Consider the following 16,677-nt stretch of genomic DNA (forward strand, 5'->3'; position numbering starts at 1 on the left):
TGTTAATCAATATATTGTTTATGGCTCCTGGCCTGCGCGCGCAGGACGGAGCCAACCAACCTTCGGCTACCGACCTCAACAGTGCAGCAGCTAGCTGTGCCCGGTCGCATGTGCAGGCCGCCCTGCGTCAGCCGGCTACCACCGTGCGGCACCGCCAGAAGATGGACCGCTACGATGTGAAATACTACAAGCTCGATCTGGCCCTGGAAAACAACTCACGCAACGTGAGCGGAAACGTACGGATGCTTGCCCGCACGCTCGCGCAGCCTCTCGATTCGGTGGCTTTCGAACTCTACCCGGACTACACCATCGACTCGGTGGTAATAAATGGCCGCCGCTCGTCGGGTTGGCGCTGGACAAGTTCCGACGTTATGGCAGCTATTCCGCAGGGGGTAGCGGCCAATACGCTTTTCACCACCGTTGTCTACTACCGCGGCACTGCGCCGAGCGGGCAGTCGGCTGCCATTGGCAATGCCTTGAGCACCCGATTTGTAAACAACTATGGCGTTAATGTTACGTGGAGTTTGTCGGAGCCATTTTCGGCCCACGAGTGGTGGCCCTGCAAGCAAGTGCTGACCGATAAGGCCGATTCGTTGGACGTGTGGGTGACGACGAGCGGCAGCAATAAAGTAGGCTCGAATGGAGTATTGCAGCGAGTAACGCCCTTGGCCAACGGAAAGAGCCGCTACGAGTGGAAGCACCGAGTCAAGCCTATTGCCTACTATCTGGTGTCGGTGGCGGTAGCCCCTTACATCGAGTACACCAACTACGCCAATCCGGCGGGCGGCCCTCAAATTCCAATTGTCAACTACGTATACAGCCAAGCTGCCCTCACCAACTTCCGCACCGAAATCGACCGTACACCGGGCTTCATCGAAAACTACTCCAGCTTAGTAGGGCTCTACCCGTTTGCCAGCGAAAAATACGGCCACAGCATGGCGCCGCTTGGGGGCGGCATGGAGCACCAAACCATGACCACGCAGGATGGCTTCACGTTCACGCTGACGGCACACGAACTGTTTCACCAATGGTTTGGCGACAACGTAACGTGTGGCTCCTGGGAAGATATCTGGCTGAACGAAGGCTTCGCTTCCTATGGCGAGTACCTGTCGCTCGACCGTTTCTCGTCGGCCACTGCGGCCCGGCAATGGATGGACAACGCGCACAACAGTGTCATGCGCAGTCCCGATGGCAGCGTCCGCGTAGTTGATACTACCAACGTGGGCCGCATCTTCAGCGGGCGGCTTACTTATAATAAGGGAGCGGCCGTCGTGCACATGCTTCGTTACTTACTTAACGACGACCAGAAGTTTTTCCGCGCACTACGCACCTACCAAACCACCTACAGCGGCCGCACTGCCCGCACCATCGATTTGCAGCGCGTTTTCGAGGGAGAAGCTGGCCGGCCGCTGCAATACTTTTTCAACCAGTGGTTTGCGGGGGAAGGCTACCCCACGTTCAACGTACGCTGGAACCAGACCGGCCAGGCCTTCTTCCTCGAAAGCACAGAAACCGCGAGCATGCCAAGCGTGACGGCCTTCTTTGATACCGACGTAGACTATCTCCTCACGTTTACCGACAACACCACCCAAGTGCTGCGCCTGCGCCAAAGCCAACTAGTATCAACGTTTAGCGTGCCCGTCAGCAAAACAGTAGCTCGCATCGACGTCGACCCCGCTCAGTGGCTACTCAATGGTACGGGTACGATTACCCGCGACAATACTTTAATCCTGAGCAACAGTTCTGCGGCGCGCTTAGCCCGACTTGCCGTGTATCCTAATCCTTGCCACGAAGCCCTCATGCTTGCCGACCTAAGCTCGCGCGCCCTAGCCGAGGTTACGGACGCTACGGGCCGCGTGTGGCTGCGCCAAACAGTGGACCCGCTGAAACCACAACTCGACACGCGTCGTCTGGCGGCTGGCCTCTACCATTTGCGCCTTACTACGCCTAATGGCATGGTCTCGCTAGCACGCTTCGTGCGGCAATAGGGCTTTCGAATTGCTTGCTTGAACAATGACTACAGTAAAACGCAAAGGGCCGGCCTTCTTTCGAGGCCGGCCCTTTGTTGGTGAAGGCAAGAGGCTAAACAGTTGAAAGAACTTGACGCTTCTGCTTTACTCTTTATAGTATTTTTTAATAAGTGCTTGCACCTCAGGCGGAGCAGGAGGCATGTCCAGCACGGCGGACATTAGCTCGTCGAAGGAATGCGCCGGAGTGAAGATAGAATCCTGATAAGGATTGCTGGTGAAGCGAATAAAGCCAGGCTGATCATTCACGCTCACCAAATCTACCGTGACGGTACCAAAGCGCTGAAGGCAGCGGCCAGTAATGCTACAGTCGCGGGGTAGGGGCTTAAGAAAGTGCTTCTCGATGGTTTCGGTGTAGCGCTCGTGGTGCAGATTGCGCTGATCCGACGTGGACAGTCGATACCCAAGGGCAACCACCCGCTCGCAGATTAGGTCGAAGAAGTGGCGGAAGTTGCCGGGGCCGATGCTAGGGTCATAGAAAAAAACCGCGCCCTGGCGCCCGTGCTCGGCTAGCAACTGCACCCGCAGCCCTTGGCCCTGAATGCCGGTCTTAGTGAAATGGTAGGCTTTAAAATAAGGACCAGCCCAATTTAAATACACCTGCTCTTCCACCCACTGCGCGTGCTTCCGCTGCTCGGCGGGAGTGCGTTGCAGGGGCTGCCACTCGGCCTTGGCTGAGGCAGAGGGCGAAGAAAAAAGCCGTTTTAGGAAGGGATGCAAGGTGGAAATGCCGTATGGAGGGAGAACACCAGTCGAGACAAATGGTTTCGATTGACTTCTCAATGAAAGCTCTTCAAATCGTTGGAAAAAGGGCTAAAACAACGAAGGCAAGCTCCGTGCCGGGGCTTGCCTTCAATTAAAAATAAATTAAATAATTACAGGTCGCCTGCATACTAGCAAGCTTTACGCACTCATTTTACTCGCTGCCAATAGTGAGATTTACCGATCATCGAGAAACCGATGTAGCCCTTTACTTCCAGCCGGTCTTTACCAGCGGCACTCACATAACAGGAATACGTGCGGCCGTTTTCCGGGTCATAAATTTCACCACCTTCCCATCGGTCATTGCTCGGGTTGTGGCGCAGGTGCTGCAACACCGTTAGATTTTTCAAGGGCTGGGTGCGTCGCTCGGCTTTCGGGTTTTTTTCGTCGAGGCGCGGCTTCCCGTTGGGGTCAGTGGGCTGCCGAAGCCATACCACTCGGCCGCACAACTCTTCACCGCACCGATACAACTCGATATGCGAGTCGCCGGTGTCATCGGCCCACACCCCGAGCGGTGGGGTAGCGGTAGGCGTTTGCGCCGGGGCCGAAACCAGGCTAGCTAGAAAAAAGAAATAGCTAAGCAGAGTGTATTTCAAAGTGAAAGAGCAGGTTAGTGGGTAGCTGGCAAGAAGTATAGCGTAGTTACAAGCCGGTCGAATCACTCCTATAAAGGAGGTCTGCCGTAAGATGAACTACTCATAATCAGTAAGTTGGTTGGAAAAACCGATAAGGTAAAGTTGGGGAGATGGGTAAGTTAGTAAAAAAGCGACGCCCCTGCCGGGGCAGGAGCGTCGCTTGATATACGCCAGATAGCTAGGCAACGGTTATTTAACCCGGCTCCAAGTCTGTGATTTGCCGATCATCGAGAAGCCGATATAGCCTTTCACTTCCATGGAATTGGCACTGTTCATCTTCATGTAGCAAGAGTAGGTTTTGCCGCTCTCGGGGTCATATATTTTGCCGTCATCCCACTTATTGTCGTCGTCGTATTCAAAGCCCTGCATAAACACCAAACCCAACCGGGGGCGGTTGCGTAACTTCGGATCAGGGTTCATGGAGTCGGTTTTGGGCTTGCCGGTAGCAGGGTCGTTGGGCACGGTCAGCGTCACGATTTTGCCGCACAGCTTGTCGCCACACTTATAAATTTCGAAAGTGGCTTTCTTCTCAGCATTGGTCCAAACACCGAGAGGCGAAAGGGTTTGAGCGGAAGCCACGCCCACACAGCTTAGCAAGCAGGTCAGGCACAAGAGGAGAAACTTTTTCATGGAGAGGGAGAGTGGGAATGAGTATGTGGGGAAAAAGATAAAAGAAAACTCCAACAAAAGCACGGTGTGCTGTGCAGCTACTGCGAATTGTCAGTAGGCAACTTTGAGGCCAGGTTAAGCAGCGTGTAGCTACATAAAATAAAGTCGCTGAACCTCAATGGTCTGACACGGAATGGCCCTAGGTGGCTTAAAAAAAGGCCTTTTAATTTTGAACCATCCTACAGGCTTTTAACTTTACCATCCGTAGCGAGTGCTACAGCCCCGCCCAAGCAGCCCTAAGGTGCTGGGAAGCGCGGCCGGGGTTATGTCGAACGTAAAGAAAGGAGGTACAAAATGTCTAATAGTCCCAAACAAATCCTGCCAAGCCTGTCGAATGTAGTCCGCTTCACCGCCGGACGCGCTTAACAACAGCTTTCGCGCGGAAAAACGCTTCCATTTAGCTTTTTCCCGCATTCTGGCAAGGTCTTACACATAAGATGACGGGGCTGTACCCCAGACTCGTCGCTCGGTAAGATTTGAAGGATTAGATGCCCGGACCGCCCAGCAGCCTCTCAACTGAGGTTTTGCATAGGTAGTCCGGGCATCGCTCTTTTATAAGTGAAATGAGGACTTGGGGAAGGTTGCTGTTCTTGCTGCATACTGTGCGCAAACAGAACAGCAATTCCCCGGGTCCTCATTTTCGCATTTAAAGCACCCGCCTAACGTCCATAAAGCGGCGCTCGTAGTCGGTGCCTTCGACCTGGCTGATCTTCACGCCGGACTCGCGGCGGGCCGAGGAGGAGTGAATGAAGCGTAGCGGCTCACCGGGTTCCGATATTACTATGCCTGCGTGGCCGGGCGTAGAAGAAGTGGCCGCCGTACCGGTAAATACCACAATATCGCCAGGACGGGCTTGCGCGCGGGCTACCGGCTTGCCCACCGAAATCAGCAAACTCGTGGAGTGGGGCATTTCCACTTTGAAGCGTCCGAATACATATTGCACGAAGCCAGAACAATCGAAGCCGGTGGCCGGGGTATTGCCGGCATAGCAATAGTTGGTGCCAAGTTGCTGCATGGCGAAGCGCACTACACTGTCGGGACGGGGCGTAGTAGAGCGGTTGCTTGTCCAAGTGGCCGACGGCACGGGGGACTGCCCACGGTTGGGTTCGTTTTGGGGCTGGCCAGCAGGTTGTGGCTTTGACAACCCAAATACGCCAAGCATTAAAACAACTAGCGCAACGAATGTTATCCAGATGTAGCGCATAGGGGTGGTTCTGCTAAAGGCAATGAAGGGGATGCGAAATTCTGGCCCGATTCGGCTTTCCACGTAGCGGAATCCTGCCGCCAGATAGGGGAGAGAGTAGCTGCTGTAGCCAAAAGATGCTCTCCTAACGGTGGAGGCACGGACGAGGTTCGGGTATGAAAGCAGGGCAGTAGGAAATAAAGCCATGGGTGGCGGAGTCAGTGAATAATGCAGCCAGAGCGAGTTGCAGCTGCGTTGTAGAACGGCTAGCCAAATAAGGTGCCACTACGCTTTGCACCCGCTAATTTTCGGTGATTTGTGCAGCCCTGCGCGGTTTTCGCCGTTCTTTGCGGCAAACTACGAGGCCAGCGTTGCTACCTCATCCATTCCAAACCCTTCTAATTTTCTTTTTCGCATGATGTTTTCTCGTCTCCGACTGCTGGCCGCAGTGGGGTTGGTATTGCTGCTGAGTGACTTCCACCCGGCGCTGGCCGCTTCTACGTTGCGCTACACCCTGGCCATGCCTGCCCCGCAGACGCACTATTTCGAGGTTGATATGAGCCTGGGAGGTTTTGGTAAGCAATATACCGACCTGAAAATGCCGGTGTGGGCGCCGGGTTCCTACCTCGTGCGCGAGTTTGCGCGCCACGTCGAAGGCTTTCAAGCCAAAGCGGGCGGCCAAGAGCTGCGTACCGAGAAAATCAATAAGAACACTTGGCGGGTGTACCACCCCAAAGCCAAGGACTTCACCGTGCACTACAGCGTGTATGCTTACGAGCTAAGCGTGCGCACCAGCTTCTTGGACGCAGCCCACGGCTACGTCAACGGTACCAGCGTGTTTATGTACCCCGCCGATAGCAAGCAGCTCGCCAGCACGCTGGAGGTACGCCCCGCTACGGGCTGGACTCAGGTAAGCACCAGCCTGAAGCCCGTGGGTGGCCAGTTCACTTTTACATCCTCCAACTACGACGAACTGGCTGACTCACCCATCGAAATCGGCACGCACAAGGTGATGAGCTTCGAGGCCAATGGGACGCCCCATACTGTTGCTATGTTCGGCAATGCTAAGTACGACGAAGCCAAGCTGCTAGCCGATATGAAGCGAGTGTGCGAAGAAGCGCACCGCGTAGTAGGGCAGAATCCGCTGGACCGCTACGTGTTCATCGTACACAACATCGAGCGGGGAACTGGCGGCCTGGAGCATTTGTACTCCACCACACTTTCCACTTCGCGCAATGCCTACAGCACCGAGGCGGGCTACAAGGGTTTCCTGGGGTTGGTAGCACACGAGTATTTCCACCTCTGGAACGTGAAGCGCATCCGGCCTATAGCCCTCGGGCCTTTCGACTACGACAACGAGAACTACACGCACATGCTGTGGGTGAGCGAAGGAGGCACCAGCTACTTCGGCGACAAAATTGTGCAGCGGGCCGGCTTTGTGAGCCCCGAAGAATACCTCGGCAACACCAGCACCAGCATTACCCGCGTAGAAAATACGCCGGGCAACAAAGTGCAGTCGGCCGCCGAATCGAGCTTCGATGCTTGGATCAAAGGGTACCGGCCCAACGAGAATTCAGCTAACACCGGCATCAGCTACTACGACAAGGGCGAGCTAATCGGGGCCATGCTGGACCTGTTGATTATCAACGAAACCAAAGGCCAGAAGCAGCTCGACGACGTGATGCGCTACCTCTACGACCAGTACTACAAGAAGCAGGGCCGCGGCTTCACCGACGAAGAGTACCAGGCGGCCGTGGCGAAAATAGCTGGTCGCCGCTTCGATGACTTCTTCCGCCGCTACGTGTACGGCACTGAAATGCTGCCCTACGAAACCATGCTGGGCTATGCTGGCCTCAAACTAACCACCGCACCCCTCACCACCGATGCTGCCCTGGGCGCCACGTTCAGCACCACCGGCGGTAAATTCACCGTAACCAGCACCTTGCGCAATGGCAGTGCCTGGCAAGGTGGCCTCAATGTGAACGACGAGTTGCTGGCTATCGATGGCAACCGCCTCACCGACGACCCCAACAAGCTGCTAGCAAGCCGCCCCGCTGGTTCGCAAGTGAAGATGCTTGTTTCGCGTGATGGGCAGCTAAAAGAACTCACCTTCCCGCTGCTGGCTAGCACGGCTATTCGTTACCGCATCGAGCAGGCTGCCAGCCCAACCGCTGAGCAGCAAGCGGTGTTGCAAAAGTGGCTGACCTTCAAGCAATAACACTTGAATAGATAGCATAAAGGCCGGTCTGAGGAATCTCAGACCGGCCTTTATGCTTTTAGACCATTAAAGTAATCCAAGGCTTACAGCGCTGGTCCACCTACGGCAGCGGCTACGTTCACACGGCCCCAGCCGAAGCTGCTGCTACGGGCGTTGCGGTTGGAACTAGCGGCTACGAGGCGGCTCATGATTTGGGCGCGGGTTTCGGTGGGGTAGCGCGACCAAACCAGCGCCGTCATGCCGGCCATATAGCTAGTAGCTACCGAGGAGCCACCCACCGTGCTCGGCTCGTCGCCGCTCATGGCCAAAGTCAGGGTGCTTAGGGCGTTGCTACTGCGCTGCATCACCACCGAAAACTCTACGTCGGCGCCAACATGGCAATCGTCGCAGCGGGTGGTGAGGTTGTCTTTCACGCCCGTAACGGCTACCGCTTCGGGCAAGGATGCCGGGTAGATAACGCCCACCAGCCCCGAGGACCACTCGAAAGAAGTACCCGCGGCGCAGTAGAGCAGCTTCCCGCGGTTGTAGGCGTAGCGGATGGCATCAGTCATTTGCCCGGAACTGGTGAGACGACCCATGCTCATGCTGATGATGCGGACGTCGGGCCGGTTGCCAGCCAGTACGTACGCGTCGGATACGCCTTTCACCTCCCGGCTTCCATCCAGAAATACATCCTCGGCAGCGCGCACTACAACTAAGTTGGCATTGTAGGCCACACCCACTGAAGCTCCATCGGTGCCGCGGGGGGCGGCGCAGGCACCGGCCATGCTGGTGCCGTGCCCGCAGCCGTCGTTGGGCGTTTCAACGGGGCCAGTTGGGATGCCTAGAAAAGTGTAACGGGGCAGCGTAACTAGCCGCTCCACGGTGCGGCCAGAGCTAAAGCCTTGGTTGAAAGCAGTGCCAATATTTTCTTGGCTATCCGAGCAGCCTGTGTCAATGATAAGCACCTTGATGCCCTGGCCAGTGCTTTGGCTCCAGGCCGTCCGAATGCCGTGGTATTGGTCGGCCTGGCTCCACGATGATTTGCTGCCGCCCGGCAACACCGTAAAATCTTCGTCGGGGACCAAGCCAGGAGTGGGAATGTTGTTGCCGCAGCCGCTACTGCTGCCTTGGGAGGAGGCGCTTTTGCTGGCTACCTCGGCGGGGCGGTTGGGCTCGTAGCCCATCGGTTCGGCGTAGCGCACCAGCCGCGAGGCGCGCAACGCCTTGATAGTGCCAAGTTCCCGCACGATTACATCCACCGCAGGCAACACGTTTTCGTCGTAGGCAATTATATCAGTTAGGGTTAGCTCCGGGTGCGCTTTACGTTCTTCGGCTAATATCAAGTCCAGCACCTGCGCACGGGCTTCCTGCCAAGCGGGATTGTTGGCTGCGTCGGCAGGAGCGAGGCTTCTGTTGCCGGCGGGCTGATAGCCCACCGACAGCACGTAGTCGGAGCGGGTAAGGGCGCTCCACACAAAATGGGCCGAGGCCTTATTCCAATCGAACTGCCCGGTTTCGCGCAACGTGCTCATAATGTGCGCGTCGAGTTGCTGGCTGTTGAGGGCGGTGGAAGGGTCGGGGGTAGGCAGTGGGGCTTGCTGTTCGTCAACTTGGGACTGGCAGCCGGCTAAGAGCAGTGCCAGCAGCGCCACGGAGAGGGTAGAAGTTCGCATGAGGTTGTGGGAGTTAGGGTTGTAGAAGAAAGGCGAATTCCAAGGGACGCAAAAGTGAGGTCAAACGCAAGTCATGAGCGGCTTTCTTCTGGCGCAATACTTCACACCTAAAGTGTAGGCAACAAAAAAGCCCTGCTGGTTTTCAGCAGGGCTCTCGAAGTGACTACTAGTAACTTGTTACGAAACGCGTTTTAGGGCTACGTCGCGGACCGGGGTAATAACCAGTGGTACCTTCTCGACTTTCACCGAGCTAGTATCGAGGCCGAAGTATTTGTCTTCGGAAGCAATGAACTGCTTGATGTAGAAGTAGGCCTGCATAACCAGCTTCTCGATGGCTGGGAATTCGTTTTCCACCGAGAGGAACTTCTCGAGCACGACAAAGCGGAAGTCACCCGTTACGTGCTGCCGGCTCAGAGACTCATAGCGCGAGGTGATGTCCACTTCCTTGTTGCGCACGAGGTCTTCCACCACTTTGCGGAAATAGAGGTTGATGCGCTGTTCTACCCGGAACCCAAGCCGGAACGTGATACGGAAGGCGTCATCATGGGCTAGCTCCACCACTTTGTACTCCATGGTATACGGCTCGTCGGTGGTATCGACGTGCACAAACCAGTAGATGTCCGCACGCTTGGGGCGCTTCTGGAAGATGGAATAGATAATCTTGGACTCGATTTCCGAAGCCCGCTCCGCCGACGTCATGAACACGAGGTGCGTGGAGTACTTCGGCACCGATTCGTCGGCGGAAAGTTCCTTCAGCGCCTCCATATACGGGTCAATCTTCACGAACTCCGTGAGGCGGCGCTTGATGTAGAAGGCCCGCAACCATACATACATCACGGCTACCAGCGTAGCGCCAATAGCCAACGACACCCATCCGCCGTGCGGGAACTTCACTAGGTTAGCAATCAGAAACGAGCCTTCAATCAGGCCATATACCACCGCAAACAGCGCCACCGCAGCCAAGGGCACGCGCTTAGTCCGCAGCCATACGGTGAGTAGCAGCGTGGTCATGAGCATGGTCAGGGTAATGGCCAAGCCGTAAGCGGCTTCCATATTCTCCGACCGCCGGAAGTACAACACCACCCCAATGCAGCCGAAAAGCAGCAGCCGGTTCATACTCGGCACGTACAGCTGCCCTTTCACGTCGGTAGGGTAATTCAGCTTCACTTTCGGCCACATGTTAAGCCGGATAGCTTCAGCGACCAGCGTAAAGGAGCCAGTAATAAGCGCCTGCGAGGCAATGATGGCCGCAATGGTAGCAATACCAATGCCGATGAGCAGAAACCACTCTGGCATCAGTTCATAGAAGGGGTTACGCTTGTTGAGGTGCTCGCCTTGGTGGGTTAGCAGCCAAGCGCCTTGGCCCATGTAGTTGAGCAGCAGCGTGGTCTTAACAAAAACCCAACTAATTCGGATGTTGCCCTTGCCGCAGTGCCCCAGGTCAGAATACAGAGCCTCAGCTCCGGTAGTGCAAAGAAACACGGCCCCGAGCAGCCAGAACCCCCCTGGATAGTTCACCAACAAATCGTAGGCGTAGTAGGGGTTAAAGGCCTTCAGAATAGCCGGTTGCTGCACAATCCAGGTAACGCCCAACACGCCAAGCATCGAAAACCAAATCAGCATGATGGGCCCGAAAGCCTTGCCCACGATTTGAGTGCCGAAGCTCTGGAGCAGAAACAGCGCCAGGAGAATGCCAATAACGATGGGTACCGTCGGGATGCTGGGGTACACGGCTTCCAGTCCTTCGATGGCCGAGGAAACCGAAATAGGAGGAGTGATTACGCCGTCTGCTAGCAGGGCTGAACCGCCAATAATGGCTGGAATAGTAAGCCAGCCCGCCCGCCGCCGGACTAGGGCGTAAAGTGAGAAAATGCCACCCTCGCCGTTGTTGTCGGCATTAAGCGTGAGCATCACATACTTAATAGTGGTTTGGAGCGTAAGCGTCCAGATGACGCAGGAAATCCCCCCGTACACGAGGTGTGGGTTGATTTGCTCCGGCACAATAGCCTTCATTACGTAGAGCGGCGAGGTGCCGATATCCCCGTAAATGATGCCGAGGGCAATAAGCAAGCCCGCCGTTGAAATAGCGGTGTGCTGGTGTTTGGCGTCCATGTGTGGCGGAAAGAAAATAAATGCGCTACCTGCAAACTGTTTATAAAGCGCCCAAAGGTAGCGGGCGGCGCTTAAACCAAAACATTAGCTTTTTTACAATGAAACTGCCAAACACAAAGCAGCAGTTAAGTTGCCTCCGTACTGAGTGGCGAATCAGGAAATGCAGGAGTAGATGCTAACAGCACCGCGGTAGCAGCCTGGGCCGCTTCGTGGTGACGTTGGCGGATGCGGCGGTTGGCTTCGGCGGTTAGCTTCTGCCAGCTTGCTAGCTCGCCGGGCAGCGCAAAGTGCATAGCTTCTCGCCCTAGTCGGTGTAGGCGCACTCGGTTGGTGCCTCGTTGCCCCATGGCCAGCAACAACGTGCCCACCATAATGCCCAAAACGGCCGGCATAGTGCGCAGCCAGTTTTGTAGAAAACCCAATAGAAAGCCCGCCAGCGTGAATCCGCCAAGCAGCAGCCACAGCAACCACCGTACGCGTTGAACATCCACGCCCTCAAGCTCCCACCACCCAAACACCTGTCCGTTGATTTGCAGCTGGTCGTTGGTTAAGACCATACGCCCGTCGGCACTGCGTACTTCCGTGAACTGCAATGGGTCTGGTAGTACCAGAGGCATGGGGGCGCTGGCTATAGGGGCCAGGGGCATTGCCTCGCTATCGGCTGAATCGGCTGGTTCCGGTGGTTTCACTTCCGCAGCAGGCGCTGGCGGCTGCGGGGCATCTGCAGGACCAGGCGTAGAATCTGTCATACGTAAAAAAGCCCCGCCGGCCGTATTCGTTCCTACCCAACGCAGTGGGGTGGAAGAGGAAACGGTCGGCGGGGCTTTCAAATTAGCTTAGTTGTTTACTTTCAGCAACTCCACGTCGAAGATGAGCGCAGTGTCGGGGCCGATGTCGCGGCCAGCACCGCGCCGGCCGTAGGCCAACTCCGATGGGATGTAGAGGCGCCACTTCGAGCCTTCGGGCATCAGCTGCAACGCTTCTGTCCAGCCGGCAATAACGCCGTTGACAGGGAAGGTAGCCGGTTGACCGCGCTGGTAGCTGCTATCAAACACGTTGCCATTGATAAGAGTGCCATGATAGTGCGTGGTAACCGAGCTGTTGAGCGTAGGCTTCTTGCCGGTGCCCTCGTTGATTACTTCGTACTGCAGGCCGCTTGGCAGCGTGGTTACGCCCGCACGGTTCTTGTTTTCGCTTAGGAAGGCTTGACCTTCTTCTTTATTGTTGGCCATCGAACTGGAAGTTTGGTTGTCGTCATCGTCTTCAACACCGCCCATCTGCTGCTGGAGCTGCTGCATAGCAGACTGCATTTGCTCCTGGGTGAGGCGGCTCGGCTCGCCGTTCAGGCCTTCTTTCATGCTAGCGGCCAGTACGTCCACGTCCAGGCTCAGACCTTGCTGGGCGAAGTTGCGGGCTAAGTCGCGCCCAATGATGTAACTGATCTGGTCTTTGAGACTGCTCAGGTTCATAAATCACTATTTTTCGCTGATTGTTTGGCTGTTGCGCGTGTGTTGCGCAGCCTGCACGCACAGCAGGTGAGAGAATAGGTGCGGCTCCGAGTGAGCTGCCAAACTGTGAAGTACCGAAAACAGTGGAGAATGGATACGCTTTTTTTCAAACCGCTGCCATAAAGTGCTGATTAATAATCCGGCTTTCTTCTGGCCCTAAACAAAATAAACCCCACCAGAGGCGGGGTTTATGGCAAAACGGGAGTTCGGGCCGCTTAGCAAAAGTGCAGTTCTTCTTCGTCGTTAAGGTCAAAATGCAGGTTTAAATTCCGCACTTGGGCCGCGAGAAAACTCAGCGAGCCTAGGCCCCCTAATACCAAGAGAGAAGAAATGGCGGCAGTACTCTTTTTCATGGCGATGTATGTATATGGAAGGAAGTCAGTTTATTGTCTGCAAAGGTAATACGGATAGAAAGGAAAATTGTTATGCAAGCATAACTTATTTGTTAGGGATATGTGTACCAGACCCAAGGTGATGTTCCTGATTCTTCTGGCAAATGAGTGCTAAAATTGGAGTAGCCTATGCTTTCGTAGGGGTTTTGCTCTGCTGATTAGTCGTATTTCTCCCAGTCCAAAAGAAGAAGTTATGAAAAGCTAGGCAGCCCTGTTATTCACGCGGCTTGCTGGTGGTTGCTCCTGCTTGAGTTGTCTTGATCTTTTGAGCCACCTCTACCATAGGGGCCACCCAGATGTCTTTTTCGTGGGCTTTGAGGTAGCGAAGCAGTTGTCGGTGCTCTTTCAAGCCGACATTAAGCGAGTGGCCGCCCCCCACCCCGTGAAACAGGAACACCAGCAGCGTGTGCGACTGTTGGGCCTTTTTCACCAAATTAATCATGTAGTCCGCCGAGTGGCCGTTGATGAAATAAGCATCAATATTGGTTAGGTCTACTTGCGCGGGCGTTTGTAGACCTTCGCTTACGCCGCGGGCTGCTACGAAATCGTTTTTTAGCTGGTCGTAGAACTTAACACCGCCGATTTGCAAGTCGCCGCAGGGGTAAGCAAAAGTGCGGGCGGTTTTGCCGTCGATGGCGTTAAGTAGGGTATTGTTTGCCCGTATTTCGCTTACGGCCCGGCTGACGGTGTATTTGCTTAAATCGTTGTCGGGGGTAACGAAACCGCGGCCGGGTAGGCTACCGTCGCAAGGGTGCATGAGGGCATGGTTGCCTAGCTCGTGCCCGCGTTGGGCGGCGCGGCGCCACTCCGGTAGCCGCTTGGCGACCACTGGCGAGGAACCTATTAAGTAGAAGGTACCCCGTAGTTTCAGCGAGTCGAGGGCCGGTACTACGTTGTCCAGGTCCACATCGATGGCATCGTCGTATGTCAGCACCACGGCGCACTGCTTGTTGTTCCAGGTTCTACTAGTTTGGGCGTGGCTACCCGAATGTGCTGCCAGAAGTAAGGTAGTGGCTAGCGCAAGAATTTTGGTTGGGTTCATTCTAGATTTAAGGCTTAGGTAACGAGGTAGAGGGTGCCTTAAGAAGCGGGCACGAGCCCACAAGTTTAGTGTAATTCACCCCGACCTAATCTACCTCAAATCAATGTGAAGCAATCAAAAAATAGTTTTGCTTGCTCTATCGTCTGTTGGGCGGATTTATATATACCCGATGTGGAGTTGTGGCACTACACGTTGCATCGTATGAACGATTTGGTATTAGAGTAACCTTTCCAAAAACGTCAGCAACGACGAAACGCGAAGTGTCGCGTCTCTACATATCTCTGTAGACAACGTGTGCTAGATGCTACACGGAGTGAATGCCGGAAGCAAACTGGAATTGGTTTCAGAACGTGGCCTGACCTTACTCTTTCACTTCTTCCACTTCCACCCGCCGGTTGCGGGCGTCAGGAGAGGCGTAGAGGGGGCGCGTGTCGCCGTAGCCTGCGGTGCTGATGCGCTCGGCTGCAATGCCTGCCTTCACCAAATACGCCTTCACGGCCTCTGCCCGCTGCTCCGATAATGTCTGGTTTTTCTGAGGCTCCCCAATCTTATCCGTGTGGCCAGCCACGCGCACCTTCAATGCAGGCCTAGCCTTCAATTCACTGGCTAACTGATCGAGTGCCGGAAAGCCTTCGGGTAGCAACTCGGGGGTGCCCAACCGGAACAACACCTTGGGTAGCACCACGGGGGTAGCAGCCACAACGGGGGCCGGTGCTGGACGAACTGTATCGGCTGCCACGGGAGCAGCTGCAGGGCTAGGGGCCGGTGCGGGTCTTGGTGCCGCACCTGCTCCGGTTACCTGGATCGTGATGGGTACGGCAGTGCTTTGGCGAGTAGGGTAATAGCCTTGCGTGAGGTAGAAGGTGGTGGTTTTGGCAAGTTTGGTGCGGTAGGTGTTGCCAGTATTCAACGGTTGCTTCAAGTCTGCATCGGCATACCAAAGCACGTTGCGACCCGAAACGCGCAGAGTGCTTTCGGTGTTGGCTTTCACCGAGGCCGCCGATTTCAGCTTGATGCGGTAAAAAGTGAAAGCACCCACGTCGCAACTACCAACGGGGCGGTAGGCGGCCCGGCCAGTTAGCTTTTCCTGACTGGCATCGTAGGTGAAAACCATTGAGCCTTCACACCAATAAGTGTCGGGTGTGCGGCCGGTTTCGTTTAGCTTACGCACGTGGTCGAGGCGCATTCCGTCTGAGGTGCGCACACCCTGCACCTGGAACGTAGCCGACACATTAGGCTGCCCACCTACTTCCTGATAAAGCACCCCCATTAGGTTGGTGCCTTTGGTTTTCTGTAACCGAAGTACCGCCGGCCACACACCGTCGGGCTCGCCAGTATCTGTTTCCACTCCCTGCCACACGCCCGTCAGTGACTGGGCATGCACCGGCCCGGCCAGGAGCAGGACCATTACAACGTACCAAAAACTGCGTTTCATTTTACCAAGTAATTCTAGTTTTCTGCTTAGAGTCGAATGAAGCCCTTGGTGGTTGCTTCGGGCCCGCCGCAGTAACGTATTATCCGAGGTAAGCCATATCCTCGGCGCTCAAACGAATATCGGCCGCCTTCAGGTTTTCCTGCAAGTGCGCCAACGACGAAGTGCCAGGGATGGGCAGCAGCCACGGCGACTTATGCAGTAGCCAGGCAATGTTGATTTGGGCCGGGGTGGCATCATGACGGCGCGCTATTTCACCGATTTTATCTAGCTCCTTGGGCAGCGCGTGCAAGAGCGAGAAAAAGGGAATAAGCGGAATGCCGTGCTGCTCGCATAGGTCGAGCACTTCCTCGCCACCGGGGTTGGCGCCGTGTGGGAGCTTCACGGTAGTGCGCTGGGCGTAGCTGTACATGTTTTCCACGGTGGCAATGGGTCCTAGCTGCAGACCAGCTTCCAATTCCTCACGGGTTACATTGCTTAGGCCCACGTGCAGGATCTTGCCTTCGCGCTGCATCTCAAACATAGCCCCGAGCTGCTCGTCCAGCGGCACTTGGCCATGGCCCATCAGGCGTAGGTGCACTAATTGAACTTGCTCTTGCTTCAGAGTACGCAGGTTGTTGTCGATGCTGGCGCGCAGGTTCTCGGGCGTGTTGTAGGGCACCCAACTTTTATCGGGGCGGCGGGTGGCGCCTACCTTCGTGCAAATCACTAGGTCGGAAGAGTAGGGATGCAGCGCCTCGCGGATAAGCCGGTTCGTAACATCCTCGCCGTAGTAGTCGGCCGTGTCGATGAAGTTGACGCCCAACTCCACAGCGGTGCGCAGAATTTGCAGTGCCTCGGGGCGGTTGGCAGGCTCGCCCCATATTTCCGGACCGGTTAGGCGCATAGTGCCGTAGCCTAAGCGGTTGACGGTAAGAGGCTGGCTTGCGGTTTGGGCGATGGTGATGGTTGTGCTCAAGGGACTAGGTGGTAAGTCGGTTAGTAAAATAGGCAACAGACCAGTTAGGGTGCGTTGGCCAATAGATGCTGAAGGTCGATGAGG

Annotated in this window: 14 protein-coding genes; 2 read left to right on the forward strand and 12 right to left on the reverse strand. The window is 55.6% G+C overall.

The genetic code is table 11. The features are described from left to right. The first annotated feature begins 20 nt into the window (after positions 1-20). Positions 21-1,988, forward strand: a complete 1,968-nt coding sequence (locus tag P1X16_RS08305) for a M1 family aminopeptidase (protein ID WP_277227477.1) — start codon at positions 21-23, stop codon at positions 1,986-1,988. A 126-nt stretch (positions 1,989-2,114) separates the two neighbouring features. Here P1X16_RS08305 and P1X16_RS08310 read toward each other — a convergent pair whose 3' ends face one another. The 4 genes from P1X16_RS08310 to P1X16_RS08325 form a co-directional block, all read right to left on the reverse strand. Further along, entirely contained in the window at positions 2,115-2,747 is a 633-nt protein-coding gene (locus P1X16_RS08310; protein WP_277227478.1) for a hypothetical protein, read from the reverse strand. Positions 2,748-2,938: 191 nt separating this feature from the next. Further along, entirely contained in the window at positions 2,939-3,385 is a 447-nt protein-coding gene (locus P1X16_RS08315) for a DUF2147 domain-containing protein (protein WP_277227479.1), read from the reverse strand. A 228-nt stretch (positions 3,386-3,613) separates the two neighbouring features. Next, a complete protein-coding gene (locus tag P1X16_RS08320) occupies positions 3,614-4,054 on the reverse strand; it encodes a DUF2147 domain-containing protein (protein WP_277227480.1) in 441 nt (146 codons plus the stop codon). Between the two features lie 685 nt (positions 4,055-4,739). Then, positions 4,740-5,483 carry a C40 family peptidase gene (locus P1X16_RS08325; protein WP_277227481.1) on the reverse strand — a complete coding sequence of 248 codons (744 nt, stop codon included), beginning with the start codon at positions 5,481-5,483 and terminating at the stop codon, positions 4,740-4,742. Positions 5,484-5,691: 208 nt separating this feature from the next. Here P1X16_RS08325 and P1X16_RS08330 point away from each other — a divergent pair, with 208 nt between their 5' ends. After that, positions 5,692-7,494 (forward strand): PDZ domain-containing protein, encoded by a 1,803-nt coding sequence (locus tag P1X16_RS08330; RefSeq protein ID WP_277227482.1) that lies wholly within the window; start codon positions 5,692-5,694, stop codon positions 7,492-7,494. Positions 7,495-7,577: 83 nt separating this feature from the next. On the opposite strand, the gene P1X16_RS08335 is transcribed toward P1X16_RS08330, so the two are convergent. The 8 genes from P1X16_RS08335 to P1X16_RS08370 form a co-directional block, all read right to left on the reverse strand. Next, positions 7,578-9,149, reverse strand: coding sequence for a S8/S53 family peptidase (locus P1X16_RS08335; protein ID WP_277227483.1), 1,572 nt, complete (start codon positions 9,147-9,149; stop codon positions 7,578-7,580). Between the two features lie 177 nt (positions 9,150-9,326). Next, on the reverse strand, positions 9,327-11,261 hold the full coding sequence (locus P1X16_RS08340; protein ID WP_277227484.1) for a KUP/HAK/KT family potassium transporter: 1,935 nt from the start codon (positions 11,259-11,261) through the stop codon (positions 9,327-9,329). A gap of 125 nt (positions 11,262-11,386) precedes the next feature. After that, positions 11,387-12,010 carry a hypothetical protein gene (locus P1X16_RS08345; protein ID WP_277227485.1) on the reverse strand — a complete coding sequence of 208 codons (624 nt, stop codon included), beginning with the start codon at positions 12,008-12,010 and terminating at the stop codon, positions 11,387-11,389. Between the two features lie 87 nt (positions 12,011-12,097). Beyond that, positions 12,098-12,730 (reverse strand): FKBP-type peptidyl-prolyl cis-trans isomerase, encoded by a 633-nt coding sequence (locus P1X16_RS08350; RefSeq protein ID WP_277227486.1) that lies wholly within the window; start codon positions 12,728-12,730, stop codon positions 12,098-12,100. Between the two features lie 254 nt (positions 12,731-12,984). Next, positions 12,985-13,122: a hypothetical protein gene (locus tag P1X16_RS08355; RefSeq protein WP_277227487.1), complete on the reverse strand. Its 138-nt coding sequence runs from the start codon at positions 13,120-13,122 to the stop codon at positions 12,985-12,987. Positions 13,123-13,375: 253 nt separating this feature from the next. Further along, positions 13,376-14,203 (reverse strand): polysaccharide deacetylase family protein, encoded by an 828-nt coding sequence (locus tag P1X16_RS08360; RefSeq protein WP_277227488.1) that lies wholly within the window; start codon positions 14,201-14,203, stop codon positions 13,376-13,378. Positions 14,204-14,564: 361 nt separating this feature from the next. Continuing rightward, positions 14,565-15,638 carry an OmpA family protein gene (locus tag P1X16_RS08365; protein WP_277227489.1) on the reverse strand — a complete coding sequence of 358 codons (1,074 nt, stop codon included), beginning with the start codon at positions 15,636-15,638 and terminating at the stop codon, positions 14,565-14,567. A 79-nt stretch (positions 15,639-15,717) separates the two neighbouring features. Continuing rightward, a complete protein-coding gene (locus tag P1X16_RS08370; RefSeq protein ID WP_277227490.1) occupies positions 15,718-16,593 on the reverse strand; it encodes an aldo/keto reductase in 876 nt (291 codons plus the stop codon). Positions 16,594-16,677: the final 84 nt, after the last annotated feature.

It is taken from the genome of Hymenobacter sp. YC55, from assembly GCF_029433095.1.
In the GTDB taxonomy this organism is placed as follows: domain Bacteria; phylum Bacteroidota; class Bacteroidia; order Cytophagales; family Hymenobacteraceae; genus Hymenobacter.